We start from the raw sequence: 20,705 nt of genomic DNA, 5'->3' as shown, positions 1-20,705 counted from the left end.
CCTCCGAATATCTACGAATTTCACCTCTACACTCGGAATTCCACTCACCTCTCTCGAACTCAAGACTACCAGTATGAGAGGCAGTTCCGGGGTTGAGCCCCGGGATTTCACCCCTCACTTAATAGTCCGCCTACGTGCGCTTTACGCCCAGTAATTCCGAACAACGCTAACCCCCTCCGTATTACCGCGGCTGCTGGCACGGAGTTAGCCGGGGTTTCTTTACCAGGTACTGTCATTATCATCCCTGGCGAAAGAGCTTTACGACCCTAGGGCCTTCATCACTCACGCGGCATGGCTAGATCAGGGTTTCCCCCATTGTCTAAGATTCCCCACTGCTGCCTCCCGTAGGAGTCTGGGCCGTGTCTCAGTCCCAGTGTTGCTGATCATCCTCTAAAACCAGCTATAGATCGTAGGCTTGGTAGGCCGTTACCCCACCAACTACCTAATCTAACGCGGGCTAATCCTTCTCCGATAAATCTTTCCCCCGAAGGGCGTATGCGGTATTACTCACCGTTTCCAGTGGCTATTCCGCAGAGAAGGGCATATTCCCACGCGTTACTAACCCGTCCGCCGCTCACCCGAAGGTGCGCTCGACTTGCATGTGTTAGGCCTGCCGCCAGCGTTCGTTCTGAGCCAGGATCAAACTCTCAAGTTGAAACGTTGTTGCCAACGTATCCTTGACGTTCGAACCTCTGCACATCGTCCCGGCCGGCATGACCGGGACAGTCTTCTGTTTGTTGTGCTTCAGGTTTTCATAAGAAAACAAGAAACCGTCCAAACAGTGAAGCTGACACTCTATCATCGACCCGAAGGTCTAAGAGCGCGATATACAGACGTTGATCCATCGAAATGAACCAAACCGCCCACATATCTCTTCAGTTATCATCAATTTCAAAGAGCGTAGAGACAAAAGTGACTGGATGCGCCCTAACTTTTTGGCGCGCCCCGCCTCGATTACCTCTGGTATTTCTTAGTGCGTCTCGTTGCCGTTTGGCCCGTTTGGCGCCCCGTCAGTGCGTTGGTGTGTCCCTTAGCGCCGCCGGTGAGGGGGGTTCTACGGTTAGTGCGGGGGACCCGCAAGTGCTTTTTTGAAGAAAACGCATTTTTTTCCAAAAAACCTGATTTTCCTCGAAAAAACATGGTCTTACGCAATCAAATTTCACCAACCTAGCGTCAAATCGGCAGAAAATTACCCCGCCTCACAACCTCCGTCATACCCCTGTCATCAATATATGGGGTTATCCACAGACCTATCCCCAAGACTCATCAGACTCACCCGGCCAAATCACCTGAATCGCGCCCGATTCACCTCAACGGGTCGCCCGATTCACTGGACCAGCCCCAAGATTTTTCGAAAATTCCGGGTCCCGACCCCGATACAGCCGCGATTCACCCCGACTTGCGATGCACTGACCGCCCTCAATCGGGCAAATCACCCCTCAGGCTGCCACTTTCTTGACCAGCGCAGGAACGCGCAGCGCCAAAAGCCCCAAAATCACGCTCAGATAGACCAATGGCTCCAACTGAAAGCCTTTGCTCAGCCAGATGAAGTGCACAGCCGACAGAATCGCGATGGGGTACGTCAGCAGATGCAGCCGCCGCCACGCAGCCCCCAGCCAGCGGACCGACTTATTGTTCGATGTCACCGCCAGCGGCACCATCAGAACAAAGGCGGCCATCCCTATCGTAATGTACGGCCGCTTAATGATGTCTGCGATCACGCGGTCCAGCGTCTGCACATCCAGCACCGCCCAGACCAGCAGATGCAGCACTACATATATAAAGGCTAGCAATCCAACCGCGCGCCGGAACTTCAGCAAGTTCACACCCGCAAAGCGGCGCAGTGGCGAAATGCACAGACCCACAATAACAAGCTGCAGGGCAATCTCGCCCAGCTCATGCTCCAGCGCCCGAATGGGTTCACGCCCTAGGCCGCCCGTCTGTGCCATATACAGAAGTACGGGGACCGGGATCAGGCATACTATATATACAGCCAATGTGGGGACCTTCCGGCCCACCTGATTGATCCGGTCCGCCAGCATCAGTAATTCGCGCGCAGGTCCATACCGGCGTACAGGCTGGCGACCTCTTGTTCATAGCCGTTGAACATCAGCGTCGGCTGACGCTTGGCAAACAGGCCCCCACCGACGACACGTTCGCTCGCCTGGCTCCAGCGCGGGTGATCCACTTCCGGGTTCACATTACTATAGAAGCCGTATTCGCGCCCGTTCGCCTTGTTCCAACTGGTGGGCGGCTCATCCTCGGTCACGGTAATCCGCACAATCGACTTGATGGATTTGAACCCGTACTTCCACGGCACGACCAAACGCATGGGCGCGCCGTTCTGGTTCGGGATCGTCTTGTCATAGATCCCCGTCGCCATGATCGTCAGCGGGTGCATCGCCTCATCCATGCGCAGCCCCTCGACATAGGGCCAGTCCAGCGTGGGGAAGCGGACCCCCGGCATCTCGTCCGGGCGCAGCGCGGTTTCAAAGGCGACGTACTTGCCGGTCTCCTGCACACCGGCCAGCGTCAGCAGGTCCGCCAGCTCAAACCCGTTCCACGGGATCACCATCGACCACGCCTCGACACAGCGGAAGCGATAGATGCGTTCCTCGATCGTCATCGCTTCCATGATCTGTTCCATGGAATAGTCGCCCGGATTGTCGACCAGCCCGTCGATGACAACGGTCCATGGCTCGGTCGTCAGGGTATGCGCATTGCGCGCCGGATCGCCCTTGCCGGTCCCGAACTCATAGAAGTTGTTGTATTGTGTGATGTCTTCCCAGGAATTGGGCACCAGTTCCTCGGCACCCTCGCTGCGCGCCATGCCCGCCGCACCGATCAGACCCAGCCCCATCGCCCCCGCCATGATCTGCCGACGGTTCATATACGCCGCCAGCGGCGTCGCGTCAGCGCGGGTCAGGGTGTTTTTCCAACGGTGGGCCATTCATGTGTCTCCTGCGGTTTCAAACATCATGCCACATAGATGGTTCCGAAAGCCTTCCAAAATGATATTCGCTCACGGCCTTGTCACCGGGTTGTAACTCGGGGTGATCTCATTCAACGCCCGCGACCGTCCGTCATCCTGCACGATGCGCACATGACGGCGGCGCATCATCCGCGGCTCGGCCACACCAACAGAATGCGCAATGGTCTCGACCTCGTGGATGATCTCGCTGGCATAGCGCGTGACACGCTTTTCCTTATCCTCGACAACCAGCCCCTTCTGGAACCGCTTGTCATGGGTGGTGATCCCGGTGGGACATGTATTCTTGTTGCACTTCAGCGCCTGAATGCAGCCCAGACTGAACATGAAGCCCCGCGCGGTGGTGACAAAATCCGCCCCGGCGGCCAGAGCCCAGGCCACATCACCCGGATTGACCAGCTTGCCAGAGGCGACAACACGAATGCGCTCCTTCAACCCCGCCTGATCCCGCAGGTCCACGACCGTTACCAGCGCCTCGCGAATGGACATGCCCACCAGATCAATCAGCGGCATGGGCGCAGCACCCGTGCCACCCTCACCGCCATCGACAGTAATAAAGTCCGGCGCGCACTCCGCACCCCGTGCATTAATAGTGGCAAACAGATCCGCAATCGGCGCCTCTGCCCCCACCACCGTCTTGATCCCCACGGGTTTGCCGCTGACCTCACGGATATGACAGACCAGATCCAGCAGATCGTCCCAATCATCGACCTCCGCGTGCCGGTTGGGCGAAATCCCGTCCTGCCCCACGCGCAGCCCCCGGATCTTGGCAATCTCCTCCGTCACCTTCTCACCGGGAAGAATACCGCCCTTGCCGGGCTTCGCCCCCTGCGCCAGCTTGATCTCGAACATCCGCACCTGTTTATGCGCCGCCACCTCACGCAGCTTGTCGTCGCTCAGGTTGCCCTCTTCATCCCTGACGCCAAACTTCGCGGTCCCGATCTGAAAGACAATGTCGCAGCCACCCTCCAGATGATACGGGCTCAGGCCCCCCTCGCCCGTATTCATCCAAACGCCCGCCTCCTTTGCCCCCCGACTCAGCGCTCGAACGGCAGGCTTGGATATGGCTCCATAGCTCATGCCCGAGATGTTAAAGAACGACCGCGCCGTAAACGGCACCCGCGCGCCCTCCCCAATCACCATCGGCGCGGTCCGCGCATATTGATCGGCAAGCGGGGGAAAGGCTGCATTCACAAAGATCGGAGTGCCCACAACATTCAGGTTCCGGGTCGAGCCAAAGGCAACGGTATTGCTCACCCCCTCACCCGACCGCTTGATCCACTCCCGCTGCGCCCGATTGAACGGCAACTCCTCCCGATCCATGGCAAAAAAGTACTGACGAAAGAACTCACCCAGCGTCGAAAACAGATGCCGGAACCGGCCAATGACAGGGTAGTTCCGCCGGATCGCATCATGGGTCTGCGCCCGGTCGATCACAAACATCACCAGCGCCACGGCTACGCCCAGACCGATGACAAAGAAAAACCCGAGGACCATCACCTCAAGCACAGACATCGCAAAACTCACCCCACGTACCTCCCATGCGCGCAATGCCCACTCTGCAAAGGCGATCCGCAGGACGCAAGCACAGGCAACTTTTCGCCCTGCTTAACAAAACCGTGAGTGGAAATTGAAAATAGGCTCAGCTTAGGCACCCACCCTCGCATTTCAAGTCACCGTGGGAAAAATTTCCACGTGATCCAAACAGCCCTGCCGCGCGTTTGCCTCACGATGCCGCCTGACGGTTATCGCAACCTTAATGGAGACACCTATGCTTCGTAAGACACTTCTGGCCACAGTCGCCACAGCCGCCTTCGCAACCGCCGCCATCGCAGGCTCCGCGAAAAAAGACATCGTCGACACCGCCGTGAGCGCGGGCACGTTTGAAACGCTGGTCGCCGCCGTGCAGGCCGCCGATCTCGTCGACACGCTGAAAGGCGACGGCCCGTTCACCGTCTTCGCCCCGACAGATGAGGCATTTGCCGCCCTGCCCGAAGGCACAGTCGAAGAGCTGCTCAAGCCGGAAAACAAAGAGCAACTGGCCGCGATCCTGACGTACCACGTCGTGCCCGGCAAAGTGATGTCCACCGACCTGTCGGACGACATGGAAGCGACCACCGTCCAAGGTGAGGCAATCACCATCGATCTCGACAACGGCGTCATGGTCGAAGAAGCGACCGTCGTATCCGCCGACATCGAAACATCGAACGGCGTGATCCACGTGATCGACCAGGTGATCCTGCCCGAAGGCAACAGCTAAGTTAATACTGCAAGGGGCCCCAACGTGTGGGGTCCCTTCGCTGCGCGCAACCAAACGCACCCTAACGATACGTTGCGCTCATGTCGGCAGACGCCACAGCGCCGCTCGCTCCCGCATCATTTGCGAGACTAAAATACACAGCACGCTGTGCAACGGAGTGCTGCAAGCGTATCGTCGCTCGTATGACGCAAGACAAAAGTACTCCAAAATACGCCGCTCGCCTGAACGCCTTCAAAATCGGGGCGAAGGCGTACTGGCCCGAAAAAAACACGATCACTACAACGGACCTGCTGGCGCGGGCAGCAACCGCAGGACTGACCGCCGCTGATCTGAATTATCCTGACCATTTTGTCGAAGACACTCCATCCGACTTGAGCATGGCGCTGCAAGACAATGGTATGGTCCTCAACGGTCTGGCCATGCGGTACTACACCGACCCAGGATACAAACTGGGAGCCTTTACGCATCCGGACGCCAGCGTCCGTCGCGAGGCCATCGACGAAACAAAGCGTGGTCTGGATGTGCTGGCCGAAATGGGCGGCACCATGATGACCTTGTGGATGGGCCAAGACGGTTTCGATTACTCGTTTCAGATGGACTATGCACAGGCTTGGGACGCCACACTTGACGCGATGGCAGAGGTGGCGGATCACAATCCGCAGATAGATATTGCGCTGGAATACAAGCCCAACGAACCCCGCGCCTTTGCCCTGATGCCCGATGCGGCCACGACACTTCTGGCCCTTGCTGCACTCAGCCGACCCAACACTGGCGTCACACTGGACTTCGCCCATGTGCTTTACGCCGACGAGATGCCCGCCTTTGCCGCCGCCCTGGTGGCGCGGCATTCGCGCATTCTGGGTGTGCACCTGAACGACGGGTACGGGAAATGGGACAACGGCCTGATGGTCGGTGCCGTGCATCCGATCCAAACAGTCGAATTGCTGGTTGAACTTGAGCGCGCGGGCTATGAGGGCGCGATCTATTTCGACACGTTCCCCGACCATTCCGGCCTGGATCCAGTGGCCGAGGCACGCACGAATATCGAAGTGGTCGAACGACTGCGCGCGGTAGCGGCGCGTCTGATCGGCGATACCGATTTGCAGCACGCTATTGCGCGGCAGGATGCGCCCACAGCCATGCGCCTGGTACAGGCGGCGATGCTGGGGTGAGCGTCTTTGTCGTAGGATCCTTGCATCTGGATGTGGTGTTGCGCGCACCGCATTTGCCGCAGCTGGATGAAACGGTTGCAGGATCGGCAGTCGACTTCGTCTTTGGCGGCAAGGGAGGCAATCAGGCCGTTGCCGCGGCGCGGATGGGGGCAGATGTCGGTCTTGCGGGACGCATTGGCAGCGATCCATTCGGCGACATGATCCGCACGGCGCTTGATGCCGCCCGGATAAATACCGGTCAGCTTCAGGTCGACAACGGAGCCAGCGGGATGAGCGCCGCGATCGTTGAGGACAGCGGCCAATACGGGGCCGTCATCGTTTCCGCAGCCAACTTGCGGATCAATGCGGAGCAGATAGCCATTCCGCCATCGACGTCCCTGCTTCTTTTGCAGAACGAGGTGCCGGATGCCGTGAACCTTTCGGTCGCACGCAAGGCCCGGGAAGCAGGCGTGCAGGTCTGGCTCAATGCAGCTCCCGCACGCGCGTTGCCAGTTGAGTTGCTTGACCAGATCGACCTCCTGATCGTCAATCGGGTCGAAGCCGCGTTCTACGCCGGTGTTTTGGCAGCCCAGCCGGTGCTGACGACGCTGGGTGCGGACGGGGCACGGTACGATGGCATCAACCATCCGGCGTATAAAGTCGATGTTGTATCGGCCCACGGCGCCGGCGACATGTTTGTGGGCGCGCTGGCCGCGCGGGTTGCGGATGGTGATGACATTCCAGACGCCATCGGATTTGCTCAGGCGGCGGCAGCGCTGCATGTGACACAGCCGTTAGCGGAGCGCGACATGCTCACTGCAGACAAGGTGCGGGCGTTTATGGCGGGTCAGGCCAGGCCGTAGAACCGTATCGCCGTTTCGCAAAAGATCTTGGTCTGATCCGCATCGCTTAGATGGTCCGTCAGGACCCCGGCCATGTCGTGCCAGTCACCATATTCTGACCGCAACCGACACACCGGCCAATCGGAGCCCCACATGACGCGGCCGGGGCCAAACGCATCGAGGATGTGCCGGGCGAACGGACGGATATCCTCAATACTCCAGCCATCATCGGCCTCGGTGACAAGAGCCGAGAACTTCACGCATCCGTCGGTTTCCTGCGCCAGCTGCGTCATGCCATCCGCCCATTGCGTAAATGCATCCTGTCCAGCCTGCTGATCTCGGATTTGGGGTTTCATGCAGTGATCGTAAACTACGCGCAGGCCGGGGTATCGCTTTGCCACGCTCAAAAAGTTGCTGATGTGTTGAGGAAACCCCAAGGCGTCGAATGTCAAATCCAGATCGACAAGTGCGCCGTAGGCCCATTGCACATCGTCACGCAGCATCCAGTTCACATCAGGAATGTCCTGGATCATGGGGCGGACACCGCAAAACTTGGGATGTGCGGCCAACCGCTTGAGGTGATGCAGATGGCCCGCGTCCTCGAAGTTCACCCACCCGACGACGCCCTTGATCCACGGCGTCGCATCGGCCAATCCCAGCATGTATTCGGTTTCCTCAACCGTGGCGGCCGCCTGGACGAGCACAGTTCCGTCAATGGCATGCTGACGAAGAAGCGGGGCAAGATCACCTGGCGCATATACCCGATTCAATACGGGATTATCTTTGGGCATCCAGTCATAATCACCACGCGCGGGCTGCCACAAATGGTGATGCGCGTCGATCTTCATGTAGGCGCGTCCTCACGCATCAAACCTTCGGACTTGAGGTCGGACCACAGTGCCGCAGGTATTTCAGCCTTGGCCGCCTGCAGGTTGCTCTCCATCTCGGTCACGCCCTGACCACCCGGGATAACCGTGACATGCGCAGGATGGAGCAGCGGAAACTGAAAGGCCGCATCCACAAGCCGGACTCCATGCGCGGAACAAACGCGCTCGATCGCGGTGACCTTTTCCAAGATGTCGGTTGGCGCCGGATTGTAATTGTACCAAGCCCCGTCCCGTGCACCTGTGGCGAGAATGCCCGAGTTGTACGGTCCGCCCGATACGATGCCGATCCCGCGCGCCTCGCAAAGCGGTAGAAAACTGTCGAGCGCGGTTTGTTCAAGCAGCGTATAGCGGCCCGCAAGCAGGAAAAGGTCAAAGTCCCCGCGCTCGGCGAGGGTCTGACATACTTCCCACTCGTTGATGCCGCCCCCGATGGCCGTGACCAGGCCCTGATCGCGCAACGACACCATAGCGTCATAGCCGCGCCCGCCAAAAAACTCTTCGATCCGCATGTCCGACGCCTCTTTGGAGCCATGCGAGAAAATGCACAGATCGTGGACATAGAGAATGTCGATCCGGTCAACGCCAAGCCGTGAGAACGAGTGCTCAAACGACCGCATGATGCCGTCATAGGTATAATCATATTGTTCGCGTCGCTGCGGCACCTCGAACCATTTGCCAACGCCCGACCGGTGCTCAGGCGCGCAGTGCTGGATCAACCGCCCGACCTTGGTCGACAGCACGTAGTCATCCCGCGGCTTGTCTCGCAAAAACGGGTTCAAACGCGTCTCAGACAGGCCCATCCCATAAAGCGGCGCTGTATCGAAATAGCGGACGCCGCCCGCCCAGGCCGCATCCAGCGTAGCGCGTGCTTCTGCGTCGCTAATGGCCCGATAGAGATTGCCCAAGGGTGCGGTCCCGAACCCCAACTCCGTCAAGGTCAGTCCGCCGTTGCCGATCCGATCCCAGTGTCGCGTTTTCAAGGCCATGTCAGTCTCCACCCAATCCAATCGTCTTGACTGTAGCGCAGTTTCTTTTTGCCTGAACAGCCTGCCGTTCCTACAGTTGGTCGGGGAGGATCGCAGATGACAGAACGATTTACCCGCGTGTTCGGGGAAACCAAGCCGGTGATTGGCATGGTGCATATCGGTGCCTTGCCCGGCGCCCCGCTACACGATCCGTCCGTTGATCTGCTGGCCGCCGCCCGAGCAGATCTGCACGCACTGCAAGACGCAGGCTTTGACGCGGTGATGTTCGGTAACGAAAATGACCGGCCCTACGAGTTTCAGGTCGACGCCGCTTCGACCGCGACGATGGCGTTCCTGATCGGGCAGTTAAAGTCAGAGATCACCGTGCCGTTCGGCGTGAACATGCTGTGGGATCCGATGGCAACCGTTGCAGTGGGTGTGGCGACAGGTGCCAGTTTCGTGCGCGAGATTTTCACCGGCACATACGCGTCCGACATGGGGCCTTGGACGCCTGATGCAGGCAAGGCCATGCGCTATCGCAACCGGCTGGGGCGGCCAGATATGGCGATGCTTTACAATGTCTCGGCCGAATTTGCCCACTCACTGGACAGGCGCCCCCTCCCCGACCGGGCGCGCAGCGCCGTTTTTTCATCAATCCCGGATGCAGTCTTAGTATCAGGGCAAATCACCGGTGAGGCGGCTGCCATGTCAGATCTGGAGGCGGTGAAGGCGGTGTTGCCGGATATCGCCGTCCTGGCCAATACCGGGGTCAAACACGAAACGGTGGCGGATGTGTTGTCCGTGGCCGACGGGTGTATCGTTGGCTCATCACTCAAGGTGGATGGCGATACGTGGAACCCCGTTGACCCGCACCGCGCGCGAGATTTCATGGAGCGGGCAAGAAAGGCGCGCGCATGACAACGCGCATCAAACAGGACCTGATGGACCTGATGCGCATACCGGGCCTGTCAGGGCACGAGGATCGGGTGCGCCGCAGCATTCGCAACCGTCTCGATGATATGGGCGTGCCCAGCCGCTCGGACTGCCTCGGTAACCTTGTTGCGGATTTCCCCGGCGAGGGACCGTCGGTCATGCTGTTTACGCATATGGATCAGCTTGGGTTCATTGTGCGCAAGATCGAAGGCAATGGCCTTCTCCGACTGGAGCGCCTTGGCGGCGTGCCGGAGCGGGCGCTGGCTGCCCAGGAGGTACTGGTCTGCGTCGGAGAAGGGCGCGACATCCCCGGGGTCATCGCAAACAAAAGCCACCACGCGACGAACACCGAAGAGAAATACAAAGTCACGCCATACCGCGATCTGTATGTCGATATCGGGATGGCATCTGAAGACGACGTGACGAACACCGGCATTCGCGTTGGCACGCCAGTGGTCTATGCACCCCGCGCTGTGGAATTGGCCGGTGAGCGTATCATGGGAACCAGCGTCGATGATCGGGCGGGCTGCGCCGTGCTGCTGGAAGTTGCACGTCGGCTCAAGAACCGGACCGCGGGACCGCCAGTACACCTCGCGTTTACTGTACAGGAAGAGTTCAACCTGCGCGGCGCGCTGCCTCTTGCCCAAACGCTTCAACCCGATGTCGCCATCCAGATCGACCTGCTGCTGGCGGCTGACACGCCTGACATGCGCGGGCATGGCGATATCGCGCTTGGCGGGGGGCCGGGCATCAGCCTCTACTCCTTTCACGGGCGCGGGACGCTGAACGGCGTCATCCCGCATCCGGCAATGGTTCATCTGTTTGAACAAACGGCCCAATCCGAAGGCATCCCATTGCAACGAAGCGCACAAGTCGGGGTGCTGACTGACCTGTCCTATGTTCAGCATGCGGGCCAAGGTGTCGCGTCAATCGACGTGGGTTTTCCCATGCGGTACTCCCATTCCGCGCGCGAACTGTGCGATCTTTGCGATTTGGCGCAACTGGCCGATCTGCTGGACGCCGCATTGCAGCGGATCGGCCCTGATTTCTCACTCGACAGGGATGACTACACCTGATGGCCTACACACTCGGCATTGATATCGGCACCTATGAAACCAAGGGTGTTTTGGTGGACGGATCAGGGACCGTCCATGCACAGGCCATCCGCGGGCACCAAATGCTGGTCCCGCAACCGGGCTGGGCCGAGCACAGGCCCGAAGAGGATTGGTGGGGGGACTTCGTGTATGTCTGCCGCGCACTCCTGGAACAGAGCGGCATAGATCCGAAGGACATCAAGGCGGTGGCGTGCAGTGCCATTGGGCCCTGCATGCTACCGGTCGACAGTGACGGCGCGCCATTGATGAACGGTGTGCTGTATGGCGTGGACGGGCGGGCCGAAACCGAAGTGCGCGAGTTGACCGACCGGATCGGAGAAGACACCATCATCGCGCGGTGCGGCAACGCTCTCACATCGCAATCAGTGGGCCCAAAGATCCTTTGGCTGAAACGCAACCGACCCAAAATCTACGCTGCAACCGCGCATATTCTGACCTCAACCAGCTTTTTAGTACAGCGGCTCACAGGTGAGGTGGTGATCGACCACTACACAGCAGCCAACTTCTCACCACTCTACGATGTCGAAACGAGAGACTGGGTGGATGATCTGGCCGACGACATCGTGCCGTTGGACAAGCTGCCCCGCCTGCTGTGGTCGAACGAGATTGCGGGTCACATTACGGCAACGGCTGCGGATGCGACAGGACTGGCCGTCGGAACGCCAGTGACAGCAGGCACAATCGACGCCGCCGCCGAGGCGCTGTCGGTGGGTGTCGATCAGATGGGCGACATGATGATGATGTATGGCTCGACCATCTTTATCATCCTGCGCGCGCAGGTCCGCGTAGCAGACCCCCGGATATGGTACGCGCCCTGGCTTTTTGAAGGTGAGCACGCGTCGATGGCGGGGTCAGCCACGTCCGGAACACTGACCCACTGGTTCCGCGATCAGGTGGCGCGCGACCTCGATCCAGCGGAGGCATTTCCGGCTTTGGCGGACGAGGCCTCGGCATCGCCCCCCGGTGCGAATGGTCTGCTGATGCTGCCTTATTTCTCGGGCGAACGGACCCCGATCCACGACATTCACGCCAAGGGTGCGATGTTCGGTCTGAACCTCACCCACACGCGCGGCGACATGTACCGCGCCCTGATCGAAGGGATTGCCCATGGCACACGGCATGTCACCGACACGTTCGCTGATCTGGGTCAATCGCCAACCCGGCTGCTCGCCGTGGGCGGTGGGACGAAGAATGCGCTTTGGTTGCAAGCTACATCGGACATCACCGGGATCGACCAGATCGTTTGCGAAAAGACGGTGGGTGCCAGCTACGGTGACGCATTTCTGGCCGCACTCGCCGTCGGCATCGCAGATCGAAAGGACATTGCATCCTGGAACCCCATAAACAGAGAAATCCGGGCAAATCGCAACGACGCCTACGACAACGCACATGACCTGTTCAGAAGGCTATACGAGCAAACCAGAGACATTGCTCGGGAACTGGGGTGACTGTCAGTGACATGGAACGCACCAGCGTAAGCGCGCGTGTTTGACCGTGACATTGCAGCCCAGTTCGCCCAATTTTGATGCGCTGGTGTTGAACATAAGCTCGCAAAGCAGGGACTGCCGGTTTTGAAGGACCATAGCATGCATGACCCAGCCTTTTCCGCACGTGGACGTTTTTGGCGCGGCAACCTGCATACTCACTCCACCCGCTCCGACGGGGTGCTGGAGCCTGAAGAAGTCTGCCGCCGCTACAAAGCCGCAGGGTACGACTTCATCGCGCTGACCGACCATTTCATTGGGCTTTATGACTATCCCATCGTCGACACAGTGCCGTTTCGTGACGCGGACTTTACCACTATCCTCGGAGCAGAAATTCACTCGGGCGCGATGGAAAACGGTGAATTGTGGCACATTCTGGCTGTCGGTCTCCCGGCTGATTTTGCGCCATCGCACTCTCCTGACTTTATGCCGGTCGACGAACAGGAAAACGGCCCCACCTTGGCCCAGCGTGCGCGCGATGCAGGCGCCTACGTCGCGATTGCGCACCCCGAGTGGGGCGGTCTGAGCCTTGCCGATGCGCGGTCGCTGGAGGCAGCGCACGCCATTGAGGTCTACAATCACGGCTGTCAGGTCGGCGCCGACCGCGCCGAAGGGTTCTGGCACCTTGATCGGCTACTGGAAGATGGCCGCCGCCTTTGGCTCTGCGCCAATGATGACGCGCATTTCAGCGAACCTGATCACTTCGGTGGCTGGACCATGGTCAAGGCGGAAGAGAACACGCCCGGGGCCCTGCTGGCCGCGCTCAAACAGGGACACAGCTATGCCTCAACGGGTCCCGAGATCCACGATGTGATCTGGGGTGAAGAAGAAGTCACAGTCGAGTGTTCAGCCGCTGCATCAGTGATCGTTCAAGGCAAAGGCTGCGCCGCTGTTGCCAAGCACGGCGAAAGCATGACCCGCGTGACCATCCCATTGGCCCGCTTTGTGTACAGCCCGTGGTTGCGCCTGACTGTCGTAGACCGCGCTGGCAAACGGGCGTGGACAAACCCGGTCTGGAAATAGACGCGGCGCCTTGCACGGGCGCGACCGCTTTACCGTTCATTACCCGTTACTTCACCGCGCCAGCCGCCATACCCTTGATGATGTATTTCTCGAGGAAGATCGCCACGACAATCAGCGGCAGGATGGCCGCAGATGACAGCGCCGCCATCGACCACCAGTTGATGCCCTGCGACCCGGTCTGACTGGCCACCATCACGGGCAGCGTCGTGGCGTTCGTCGAACTGAGCAGGGCGGCAAAGAAATACTCGTTCCAGCAAAGCACCAGGCTGAGGATGAACGCGGCGACCATGCCCGGCAAAGCGATGGGCAAGACGATCTGAATGAACGCACCCCAGATGCCAAGGCCATCAACAAGGGCCGCCTCCTCCAGCTCAACCGGGATGCCCTGAAACTGATCGCGCATGATCCAGATAACGATGGGCAGCACCATGAGCGTATAAAGCAGGATCAATCCGATCTGACTGTCGAGCAGATCGAGAGAGCGGTAGAGCACCAGAAACGGCAGGGCCAGAACCACGGGCGGCAGGATCATCTGGCTGAGGAAGAAGAACGAGATGTCCGAGTTGCGCATGAACCCGAACCGATAGTTGAACCGCGACAGTCCGTAAGCGGCAAGCGATCCCAGGATGACCGCCAACAGGGACGCCGATGTGGCGACAATCGCGCTGTTCCAGAACCTTTTGAAAAACTCCTCACGCACAGTCGATACTTCGCCGATCAGACGCGGCGATAGCCCAAGCGATTCCCACCCTTTCCAGCGCGGCGTGTAATCCCACCACGGCACCATGTTCCCGCGCATCACGTCCGGCGCGAGTTTGAACGATGTCGTCAGCGTCCAGTAGATCGGAAACAGGCAGATGATGGCCCAGATGATCAGGGCGCTGTAGATGGCGAAGCGGCTTGCCCACCATTTCACCCTGACCGCACGGTCTGCGTCATGGTCTTTGAAAACAGCGGTGTCGGTCATGCGGGGCGCTCCATCCACCGGCTCACCAGCTTCAGCAGCAAAGTGACGAAGATGATGATGAGCACGAGGTAGACCATCGCGAGCAGCGTGCCGTACCCGACATTCGACCTGTCACGGTATTCGCGAAAGATGAAACTGGTGACCGAATCCGTGGCCCCGCCCGGTCCGCCAGAGGTCACGTTGATGATGACGTCGGCGAGTTTGAGTTTGAATATGATACGGATCACAATGGCCGTCACCGACACAGGCAGCATCAGGGGAAAGATCACTTCGCGGAAGCTCTGCCAGCCCGTCGCCCCGTCGACTTTTGACGCCTCGATCACCTCGCGCGGGAGCGCCTGCAGCCCGGCCAGCAACATGATCATCATGAACGGGATGAAGGTCCACGCATCCATCGCCATGATCATAAAGCGCGCAATCTCGGGCGTGCCGAAAAAGCTGGGCTCGAAACCAAGTTCGCGCACGACCCGACTGATCGGGCCAAACCGGACTTCCAGCATGGATTTGCCAATCATCCACGACACGGCCACAGGGCTCAGCATCAAGGGCAGCAGGAAGACAACGCGAAAGAATTTGCGGGCCCGGATTTGTGCGTTCAGCAGCAGCGCAAGGCCAAAGGCGATCACGTATTCCACGCTGACCGCGAGGACGTAATAGACCATGTTTTTCAGCGCGTTCCAGTAGAACTGGTCATTCCACATCTGCACCATGTTGTCCCAACCGTTCGGCTTGGGCCCGTCCGCAGATGCAAGGTTCCAGTCTGTGAAAGAGATATAAAGCGCAAAGAGCAGCGGAAAGATCACGAGGCTGATCACGAACAGCGCCGCGGGGAGGACAAACAGCGATCGCTTGCCAGCTTCGCCCCGGATCATCACCTGTGCCGCGCACAGGACCGTCGCCCAAAGCATGTAGGCATACAGAACGGGCCGCCAGTTATCAAAGCCGGAACTGACCCGCCCAGTTTCAAAAGCCATCTGCCACAAAGCCAGTCCCGCACATAAAAGTGCAGCGCCCCAGACCATCAGCTTGCCAAGGCGTTTACGGTTCTCCGAAATGTCGTCGGCAGTCACCGTGTGAAGAAGATCGCCCTCAGCGCTCATGGTGGTTCGATGGCCTGTATTTGAGACATGATGGGCGGCACCTGCGCGCCGCCCACACTTGCATTGCGATCACATCAAAGACCGAGGGACGCCCGGTAGATCGCGATCTGGCTGTCGCGCCCGATCTGGTTTGTGATCTCTTCCCAAGCGGCCGCAATGGCGTCTGCCGTTTCCTGCGCCGATCCATACTGACCCGCATAGCCCTTGGCGAGTTCATCCTCGGCAACCGAGTAGTACTGGAAGATACCGGGAATACGCGGTTCGATGGCCGCGTTTGGATGGTTGTAGCTGTCGGCGTTGGAGCCGAGGTAGTCCTCGATGAACGCGCGGTCGTAACCGGCCTCTTCCCACTCTTCGAACTGGAAGTGCGAGTTACGATAAGGCTGGAAACCCGAAGGATAGGCCGACGCCCAAAGCGATAGGTCCTTGCCCCCCAGATGGGCCGCAGCTGACCATGCCGCCTTCTTCTTCTTTTCGTCGCCTTCGACCGTTGCCATGACGTAAACACCCCAGCCGATATAGGCCATGTTGGGCGCTTCGTTGCGGGTGTCTTCCCATGCGCCCGCTTGGGCATTGTAGACGCGGTCGGAGGCCGGGTTGATACCAAAGCCCACGACATCGCCCACCACAGAGGTGTCCGAAGTCCGCGCACTTGATCCCACATCGCCCCACCACATCAGCATGGAACCGGTACCGGCCAGAAACTGCTGGAATGCGGTTGTACCCGGGTCAGCGTTGATCTGATCAGCGGGATAGGCGCCCGCTTCGATCAGGTCCATGACATCCTGGATGGCCTGCACCCACGCCGGGTTGTTCACCATCGGTGTCATGGTTTCGGGGTCGAACAACCACGCGGGGCTATTGGGGTGCTTGGCATAGGCCGCCGCGCGGTTTTCAAGGAAATAGAAGCCGAAGCCGCCCCAGCCCTTGAGGGGATCAAGGTAGCCGTGCGCAGGCAGTCCCGTCAGCGGATCTTCCTTGCCGACCAGGTCCTTTGAGACCTGGTTGATCTCTTGCCAGGTGGTCGGCACCTCGGCGCCACCAATCCCGTCGGGGCCGAAATAGTCCTTGCGATAGGCAAAGCTGTGACAATCACCATCAATGGACACCCGGTATGTCTTGCCGTCCCAAGTGCCCACAGGCGCCTTGAGGTAGTCGACATAGTCGTCCATGTCGATTTGCTCTTTGACCCAGTCGGGCATCTCGGAAGCCAGGCCCTTGCCCAGCACATCACCCTCGAAGGGGGCGCCCATTTCGATGATGTCAAAGTCCACCGTACCTGTCGCAATCGACTGCTGCAGGCGGGCGTTATAATCGGCCTGCGCCAGGTCAATCCAGTTGATCTTGGCGCCGGTATAGGCCTCCCACGGTTTCAGGAACCCGCGAAATAGAAAGTTGTGCAGGTTCTGGTTGTTCAAACCCATGAAGGTCAGTTCGACACCTTCGAATTCGCCTTCGGCGACGTTTTCCTTGGTCGCACCAAGGCACATTTCACCAACCTTTTGCCAATCGCTATCGGTCGGTGAACCGGCGCCGACGCCGGGGATTTTAAGGATCTCCGCACGGATGTTTCCGTGCCCATCCGCCATGGCGGCGCCTTTGGGTAACATTGCGGCAGCACCCACCGCAGCGGTGCCTTTCAGCATTTGCCGGCGGTTCATTTTCTGCGCCGCTCTAATGTAATTGTACAATCCGGTCTTCATATCCATCCTCCCTGGATCTCGTGATACAAATCATCCTTGGGCAGATGGTGGGGCGCATTTTATGTTATTTTTTCTAGGTGATAGCGCCTCGTACTCCCCCGAGGAACTCTCACTATGCGTGAGATTTACGTTAAGTCAACAAAAGCTGACCCGGATACGTAGACAACAAAAATCCCTTTCACTAGCATCCCATTTCTAAGTGAAGGGGACCCCGCGCATGGCAGGCGTCAAGATTCAGGACATCCGAAAATCATACGGCGCCGTAGAGGTGATCCACGGCGTCAACGTGGATATCGGCGACGGGGAATTTGTGGCCCTCGTTGGCCCGTCCGGCTGCGGGAAGTCGACGCTTTTACGCATGATCGCAGGGTTGGAACCGATCAACAGCGGCGCCATCGCCATCGGCGACCGTGTGGTGAACAACTTGCCTCCGGCCGAGCGCGACATCGCCATGGTGTTCCAGACCTACGCGCTCTACCCGCACAAATCAGTGGCTGAGAATATGGGGTTTGCCCTCAAGGTTGCGGGCGCAGACAAGGCCGAGATTGCACGCCGGGTCAAAGAGGCGGCAGAAATTCTCAGCCTGACCGAATACCTGGATCGCAAGCCGCGGCACCTGTCGGGAGGGCAACGCCAGCGCGTGGCCATGGGCCGGGCCATCGTGCGTGACCCGCAGGTGTTCCTTTTTGACGAGCCGTTGTCCAACCTTGATGCCAAGCTGCGCATCCAGATGCGAACCGAGATCAAGGAACTGCACCAGCGGCTGAAGACGACAACGATCTTCGTGACCCATGACCAGATCGAAGCGATGACCCTCGCCGACCGCATCGTCGTCATGCAGGGCGGCAATATCGAACAGATCGGCACGCCGCTTGAGCTGTATGACAACCCTGCAAACGAGTTCGTCGCGACGTTCATCGGGGCGCCGTCAATGAACCTTCTGGACGCCGACCTCGCTGACGGACAGATCAAGGTTGCCGACCAGCTGTTTGCCGGTCCGGCCGGCAGCGGTAAGGTCCGGTTGGGCATCCGGCCCGAGCATCTGGTGCTGGCTGACGCGGGCCTCGCGATGCAAGTAAAGGTGGTCGAACCCACCGGGTCCGAAACCATGGTGTTTCTGACGTTCCAGGGACAGGACGTCACCGCCGTTTTCCGCGAGCGGCACGCATTCGAGCCCGGCCAGACAGTCCATCTGGCACCCGACCCGAGTTACCTGCACTGCTTTGACAGTGCGACCGGACAACGGCTTTCCGTGTAACCATGCCGCCGCGCACCATACTCTGCTTTGGCGACAGCAACACGCACGGAACGGTCGCAATGACCAGCGCAACCGACAGGCGGCGACACGACAAGGCAGACAGGTGGCCAAATATCATGGCCAGCGCCCTGCCCGTTGACTGGGAGGTTATCGCCGAAGGGCATCCAGGGCGCACAGCCGTCTGGGACGATCCGATTGAAGGGATGCACAAGAACGGCGCACGCACCCTCCACGCCATCCTCGAGAGCCACAGGCCGATTGACCTCGTCATCCTGATGCTTGGCACCAACGATCTGAAGGCGCGTTTCGGGCTGACAGCGTATGACATTGCCCTTGGCGTCCAGCGATTGGTGGCCGAAATCCTGCGATGCGACAGTGGCCCAAACGCGACCGCCCCCAAAGTGCTTTTGGCCGCGCCCGTCGCTGTTCAGGAAGTTGGCGCATTGCAGCACGTCTTTGCAGGTGCCGCCCCAAAGTCACGTGCTCTGCCAGACTTGTTGCGGGATGTGGCCGACAGACACCAAAGCGGGTTCGTCGACCTCAATACCGTGGTGCATGTCGACCCCGTCGATGGCATCCACCTCGACATCGGCGCGCATGCCGCCATCGGCGGCGCCATGGCAGTGGCCGTTGCCGATCACTTCAACTGATTGATCCAAGAAAGGAGTATCCACATGCTCAAGGGAATTGACCCCATTCTGAACGCCGACGTGCTTTACGCACTGCGTGCCATGGGCCACGGCGATGATCTGATCATCGCAGACACCAACTTTCCTTCGGACAGTGTGGCACGTCAAACGGTGCTGGGCGAGGTCCTGCGCATCGACAGACCTGTAGCCGAAGTAATGCGGGCCGTCTTGTCGGTTTATCCCATCGACACGTTCGTCGATGACGCCGCTGCACGGATGGAGGTGGTGGATGAACCCGACACGATCCTACCGGTAATGGAAGAGGTCCAAGCCGAAGTCAGCCGTGTCGAAGGGCCGATCCTGCTGGGTATCGAACGGTACGCATTCTACGACCGAGCGAAACAGGCCTACGCCGTGATCCAAACCGGCGAACGGCGCTTTTACGGATGCTTTGCCCTGCGCAAGGGCGTCGTGCCCCCGGACGAGGGATAAGCATGGGAACCGTCGTCATACTGGGCGTTTTTGTCGCCGACACCGCGTATCGCGCGGATCGCATGCCGGTCATGGGCGAAACCATCATGGGCAACAGCTTTGCGCTGGGACCGGGCGGCAAGGGTTCGAACCAGGCGGTGGCCTGCGCGCGCATGGGAGCGGACACGCATTTCATCTCGAACCTCGGACAGGACGATTTTGGCAAGCTCGCGCTCGACACCTGGGCGCAGGCGGGTGTTGTTCCACATATCAGGCAAATCGCGGACAGCTACACTGGCGCCGCGCATATCTTTATCGAGGAAAGCACCGGTGATAACGCGATCATCATCGCACCCGGTGCGGCGGCTCTGATCTCCGCCGCGGATGTCGAGGCGCATGGGGACCTTATTGCAAGCGCCGATGTTTTCGTAACTCAGCTGGAACAACCGATGGATGCCGCCATGCGCGGCCTCTCCCTGGCCCGCGCGGCCGGCGTTACCACGGTTTTGAACCCCGCACCTGCTGCAGCCTTGCCCGACGGAATGCTGGCCCTTTGCGATTACGTGACCCCAAACGAGACCGAATGTGAGGCATTGACCGGGATTGCCGTCACCACCATCGCAGAGGCCGAGCAGGCCTGTGCCGCACTGAAGGCTCAAGGGGTCGGCACACCGATCATCACGATGGGCGAGCAAGGGGCTTACCTGTCAGGCCACGGCCTTGTGCCTGCAGTGGCCGCTGGAAAGGTCGTAGAAACCACAGGTGCGGGCGACGCATTCAACGGCGCCTTCGCCGCAGCTCTGGCCGAAGGCAAATCAGCACTCAATGCGGTGCAGTACGGTTGCGCAACAGCCGGCATTTCGGTTACACGGGCCGGCACCGCACCCTCTATGCCTCAACGCGCTGAGGTCGACGCGCTGCTGTGAAA

19 protein-coding genes and 1 rRNA gene (1 of these 20 only partly in view) are annotated in these 20,705 nt (G+C 59.5%); 11 read left to right on the top strand and 9 right to left on the bottom strand.

What is annotated here, in order from left to right; genetic code table 11:
* The 4 genes from FD715_RS06535 to FD715_RS06520 all read right to left on the bottom strand — a co-directional run.
* A 16S ribosomal RNA gene (locus tag FD715_RS06535) occupies window positions 1-655 on the bottom strand; it reaches 1,547 nt to the left of the window's first position.
* Window positions 656-1,439: 784 nt separating this feature from the next.
* Window positions 1,440-2,042, bottom strand: coding sequence for a protein-methionine-sulfoxide reductase heme-binding subunit MsrQ (gene msrQ / locus FD715_RS06530; RefSeq protein ID WP_189799428.1), 603 nt, complete (start codon window positions 2,040-2,042; stop codon window positions 1,440-1,442).
* The gene (gene msrP / locus FD715_RS06525) at window positions 2,042-2,950 is read right to left on the bottom strand and encodes a protein-methionine-sulfoxide reductase catalytic subunit MsrP (RefSeq protein ID WP_147107003.1); all 909 of its coding nucleotides are present in this window, start codon (window positions 2,948-2,950) and stop codon (window positions 2,042-2,044) included. Before msrP ends, msrQ begins: the two co-directional genes overlap by 1 nt.
* 72 nt (window positions 2,951-3,022) lie before the next feature.
* The gene (locus FD715_RS06520; protein ID WP_147106999.1) at window positions 3,023-4,504 is read right to left on the bottom strand and encodes an FMN-binding glutamate synthase family protein; all 1,482 of its coding nucleotides are present in this window, start codon (window positions 4,502-4,504) and stop codon (window positions 3,023-3,025) included.
* 256 nt (window positions 4,505-4,760) lie between these two features.
* Here FD715_RS06520 and FD715_RS06515 point away from each other — a divergent pair, with 256 nt between their 5' ends.
* From FD715_RS06515 to FD715_RS06505, 3 genes are all read left to right on the top strand, one after another.
* The gene (locus tag FD715_RS06515; protein ID WP_147106996.1) at window positions 4,761-5,249 is read left to right on the top strand and encodes a fasciclin domain-containing protein; all 489 of its coding nucleotides are present in this window, start codon (window positions 4,761-4,763) and stop codon (window positions 5,247-5,249) included.
* 182 nt (window positions 5,250-5,431) lie between these two features.
* Window positions 5,432-6,421 carry a TIM barrel protein gene (locus tag FD715_RS06510; protein ID WP_147106993.1) on the top strand — a complete coding sequence of 330 codons (990 nt, stop codon included), beginning with the start codon at window positions 5,432-5,434 and terminating at the stop codon, window positions 6,419-6,421.
* Window positions 6,418-7,263, top strand: a complete 846-nt coding sequence (locus tag FD715_RS06505) for a PfkB family carbohydrate kinase (protein WP_147106990.1) — start codon at window positions 6,418-6,420, stop codon at window positions 7,261-7,263. The genes FD715_RS06510 and FD715_RS06505 overlap by 4 nt, the downstream gene beginning before the upstream one ends.
* Here the strand turns inward: FD715_RS06505 and FD715_RS06500 are convergent.
* Both FD715_RS06500 and FD715_RS06495 read right to left on the bottom strand, forming a co-directional pair.
* On the bottom strand, window positions 7,248-8,090 hold the full coding sequence (locus FD715_RS06500) for an amidohydrolase (protein ID WP_147106987.1): 843 nt from the start codon (window positions 8,088-8,090) through the stop codon (window positions 7,248-7,250). The genes FD715_RS06505 and FD715_RS06500 overlap by 16 nt on opposite strands.
* Window positions 8,087-9,115 (bottom strand): aldo/keto reductase, encoded by a 1,029-nt coding sequence (locus tag FD715_RS06495; protein ID WP_147106984.1) that lies wholly within the window; start codon window positions 9,113-9,115, stop codon window positions 8,087-8,089. Before FD715_RS06495 ends, FD715_RS06500 begins: the two co-directional genes overlap by 4 nt.
* Before the next feature lie 96 nt (window positions 9,116-9,211).
* Between FD715_RS06495 and FD715_RS06490 the strand changes: the two genes are divergently transcribed.
* The 4 genes from FD715_RS06490 to FD715_RS06475 all read left to right on the top strand — a co-directional run bounded on the left by FD715_RS06490 (window position 9,212) and on the right by FD715_RS06475 (window position 13,649).
* Window positions 9,212-10,012, top strand: coding sequence for a BtpA/SgcQ family protein (locus FD715_RS06490; RefSeq protein ID WP_147106981.1), 801 nt, complete (start codon window positions 9,212-9,214; stop codon window positions 10,010-10,012).
* Window positions 10,009-11,103, top strand: coding sequence for a M42 family metallopeptidase (locus FD715_RS06485; protein ID WP_147106978.1), 1,095 nt, complete (start codon window positions 10,009-10,011; stop codon window positions 11,101-11,103). The genes FD715_RS06490 and FD715_RS06485 overlap by 4 nt, the downstream gene beginning before the upstream one ends.
* The gene (locus FD715_RS06480; protein WP_147106975.1) at window positions 11,103-12,590 is read left to right on the top strand and encodes an FGGY-family carbohydrate kinase; all 1,488 of its coding nucleotides are present in this window, start codon (window positions 11,103-11,105) and stop codon (window positions 12,588-12,590) included. Before FD715_RS06485 ends, FD715_RS06480 begins: the two co-directional genes overlap by 1 nt.
* 138 nt (window positions 12,591-12,728) lie before the next feature.
* Window positions 12,729-13,649 (top strand): PHP domain-containing protein, encoded by a 921-nt coding sequence (locus tag FD715_RS06475; protein WP_147106973.1) that lies wholly within the window; start codon window positions 12,729-12,731, stop codon window positions 13,647-13,649.
* A gap of 46 nt (window positions 13,650-13,695) precedes the next feature.
* Here FD715_RS06475 and FD715_RS06470 read toward each other — a convergent pair whose 3' ends face one another.
* The 3 genes from FD715_RS06470 to FD715_RS06460 all read right to left on the bottom strand — a co-directional run bounded on the left by FD715_RS06470 (window position 13,696) and on the right by FD715_RS06460 (window position 17,419).
* Window positions 13,696-14,616 (bottom strand): carbohydrate ABC transporter permease, encoded by a 921-nt coding sequence (locus FD715_RS06470; protein ID WP_147106970.1) that lies wholly within the window; start codon window positions 14,614-14,616, stop codon window positions 13,696-13,698.
* Window positions 14,613-15,716, bottom strand: a complete 1,104-nt coding sequence (locus FD715_RS06465; protein WP_147106967.1) for a carbohydrate ABC transporter permease — start codon at window positions 15,714-15,716, stop codon at window positions 14,613-14,615. The genes FD715_RS06470 and FD715_RS06465 overlap by 4 nt, the downstream gene beginning before the upstream one ends.
* A 74-nt stretch (window positions 15,717-15,790) precedes the next feature.
* Complete coding sequence (locus FD715_RS06460; RefSeq protein WP_147106965.1) at window positions 15,791-17,419, bottom strand: substrate-binding domain-containing protein; 1,629 nt, start codon at window positions 17,417-17,419, stop codon at window positions 15,791-15,793.
* Window positions 17,420-17,636: 217 nt separating this feature from the next.
* Between FD715_RS06460 and FD715_RS06455 the strand changes: the two genes are divergently transcribed.
* From FD715_RS06455 to rbsK, 4 genes are read left to right on the top strand one after another with little or no spacing between them, the layout of a single operon-like run.
* Window positions 17,637-18,677 carry an ABC transporter ATP-binding protein gene (locus FD715_RS06455; RefSeq protein WP_147106962.1) on the top strand — a complete coding sequence of 347 codons (1,041 nt, stop codon included), beginning with the start codon at window positions 17,637-17,639 and terminating at the stop codon, window positions 18,675-18,677.
* Window positions 18,678-18,679: 2 nt separating this feature from the next.
* Window positions 18,680-19,327 carry an SGNH/GDSL hydrolase family protein gene (locus tag FD715_RS06450; protein ID WP_147106959.1) on the top strand — a complete coding sequence of 216 codons (648 nt, stop codon included), beginning with the start codon at window positions 18,680-18,682 and terminating at the stop codon, window positions 19,325-19,327.
* Between the two features lie 24 nt (window positions 19,328-19,351).
* Complete coding sequence (locus FD715_RS06445; protein ID WP_147106956.1) at window positions 19,352-19,798, top strand: RbsD/FucU family protein; 447 nt, start codon at window positions 19,352-19,354, stop codon at window positions 19,796-19,798.
* 2 nt (window positions 19,799-19,800) lie between these two features.
* Complete coding sequence (gene rbsK, locus FD715_RS06440; RefSeq protein ID WP_147106953.1) at window positions 19,801-20,703, top strand: ribokinase; 903 nt, start codon at window positions 19,801-19,803, stop codon at window positions 20,701-20,703.
* The last annotated feature ends 2 nt before the right edge of the window (window positions 20,704-20,705 follow it).

This window comes from Tateyamaria sp. syn59 (assembly GCF_007995245.1).
Classification (GTDB): Bacteria; Pseudomonadota; Alphaproteobacteria; order Rhodobacterales; family Rhodobacteraceae; genus Tateyamaria.
The sequence above is the reverse complement of the archived record's forward strand: the minus strand, read 5'-3'. Positions and strand labels throughout refer to the sequence as shown.

Coding starts and splice junctions, on each gene's coding strand:
- msrQ (WP_189799428.1), bottom strand. CDS start 2,042: ATGCTGGCGGACCGGATCAATCAGGTGGGCCGGAAGGTCCCCACATTG.
- msrP (WP_147107003.1), bottom strand. CDS start 2,950: ATGGCCCACCGTTGGAAAAACACCCTGACCCGCGCTGACGCGACGCCG.
- FD715_RS06520 (WP_147106999.1), bottom strand. CDS start 4,504: ATGTCTGTGCTTGAGGTGATGGTCCTCGGGTTTTTCTTTGTCATCGGT.
- FD715_RS06515 (WP_147106996.1), top strand. CDS start 4,761: ATGCTTCGTAAGACACTTCTGGCCACAGTCGCCACAGCCGCCTTCGCA.
- FD715_RS06510 (WP_147106993.1), top strand. CDS start 5,432: ATGACGCAAGACAAAAGTACTCCAAAATACGCCGCTCGCCTGAACGCC.
- FD715_RS06500 (WP_147106987.1), bottom strand. CDS start 8,090: ATGAAGATCGACGCGCATCACCATTTGTGGCAGCCCGCGCGTGGTGAT.
- FD715_RS06495 (WP_147106984.1), bottom strand. CDS start 9,115: ATGGCCTTGAAAACGCGACACTGGGATCGGATCGGCAACGGCGGACTG.
- FD715_RS06490 (WP_147106981.1), top strand. CDS start 9,212: ATGACAGAACGATTTACCCGCGTGTTCGGGGAAACCAAGCCGGTGATT.
- FD715_RS06485 (WP_147106978.1), top strand. CDS start 10,009: ATGACAACGCGCATCAAACAGGACCTGATGGACCTGATGCGCATACCG.
- FD715_RS06480 (WP_147106975.1), top strand. CDS start 11,103: ATGGCCTACACACTCGGCATTGATATCGGCACCTATGAAACCAAGGGT.
- FD715_RS06475 (WP_147106973.1), top strand. CDS start 12,729: ATGCATGACCCAGCCTTTTCCGCACGTGGACGTTTTTGGCGCGGCAAC.
- FD715_RS06470 (WP_147106970.1), bottom strand. CDS start 14,616: ATGACCGACACCGCTGTTTTCAAAGACCATGACGCAGACCGTGCGGTC.
- FD715_RS06465 (WP_147106967.1), bottom strand. CDS start 15,716: ATGAGCGCTGAGGGCGATCTTCTTCACACGGTGACTGCCGACGACATT.
- FD715_RS06460 (WP_147106965.1), bottom strand. CDS start 17,419: ATGAAGACCGGATTGTACAATTACATTAGAGCGGCGCAGAAAATGAAC.
- FD715_RS06455 (WP_147106962.1), top strand. CDS start 17,637: ATGGCAGGCGTCAAGATTCAGGACATCCGAAAATCATACGGCGCCGTA.
- FD715_RS06450 (WP_147106959.1), top strand. CDS start 18,680: ATGCCGCCGCGCACCATACTCTGCTTTGGCGACAGCAACACGCACGGA.
- FD715_RS06445 (WP_147106956.1), top strand. CDS start 19,352: ATGCTCAAGGGAATTGACCCCATTCTGAACGCCGACGTGCTTTACGCA.
- rbsK (WP_147106953.1), top strand. CDS start 19,801: ATGGGAACCGTCGTCATACTGGGCGTTTTTGTCGCCGACACCGCGTAT.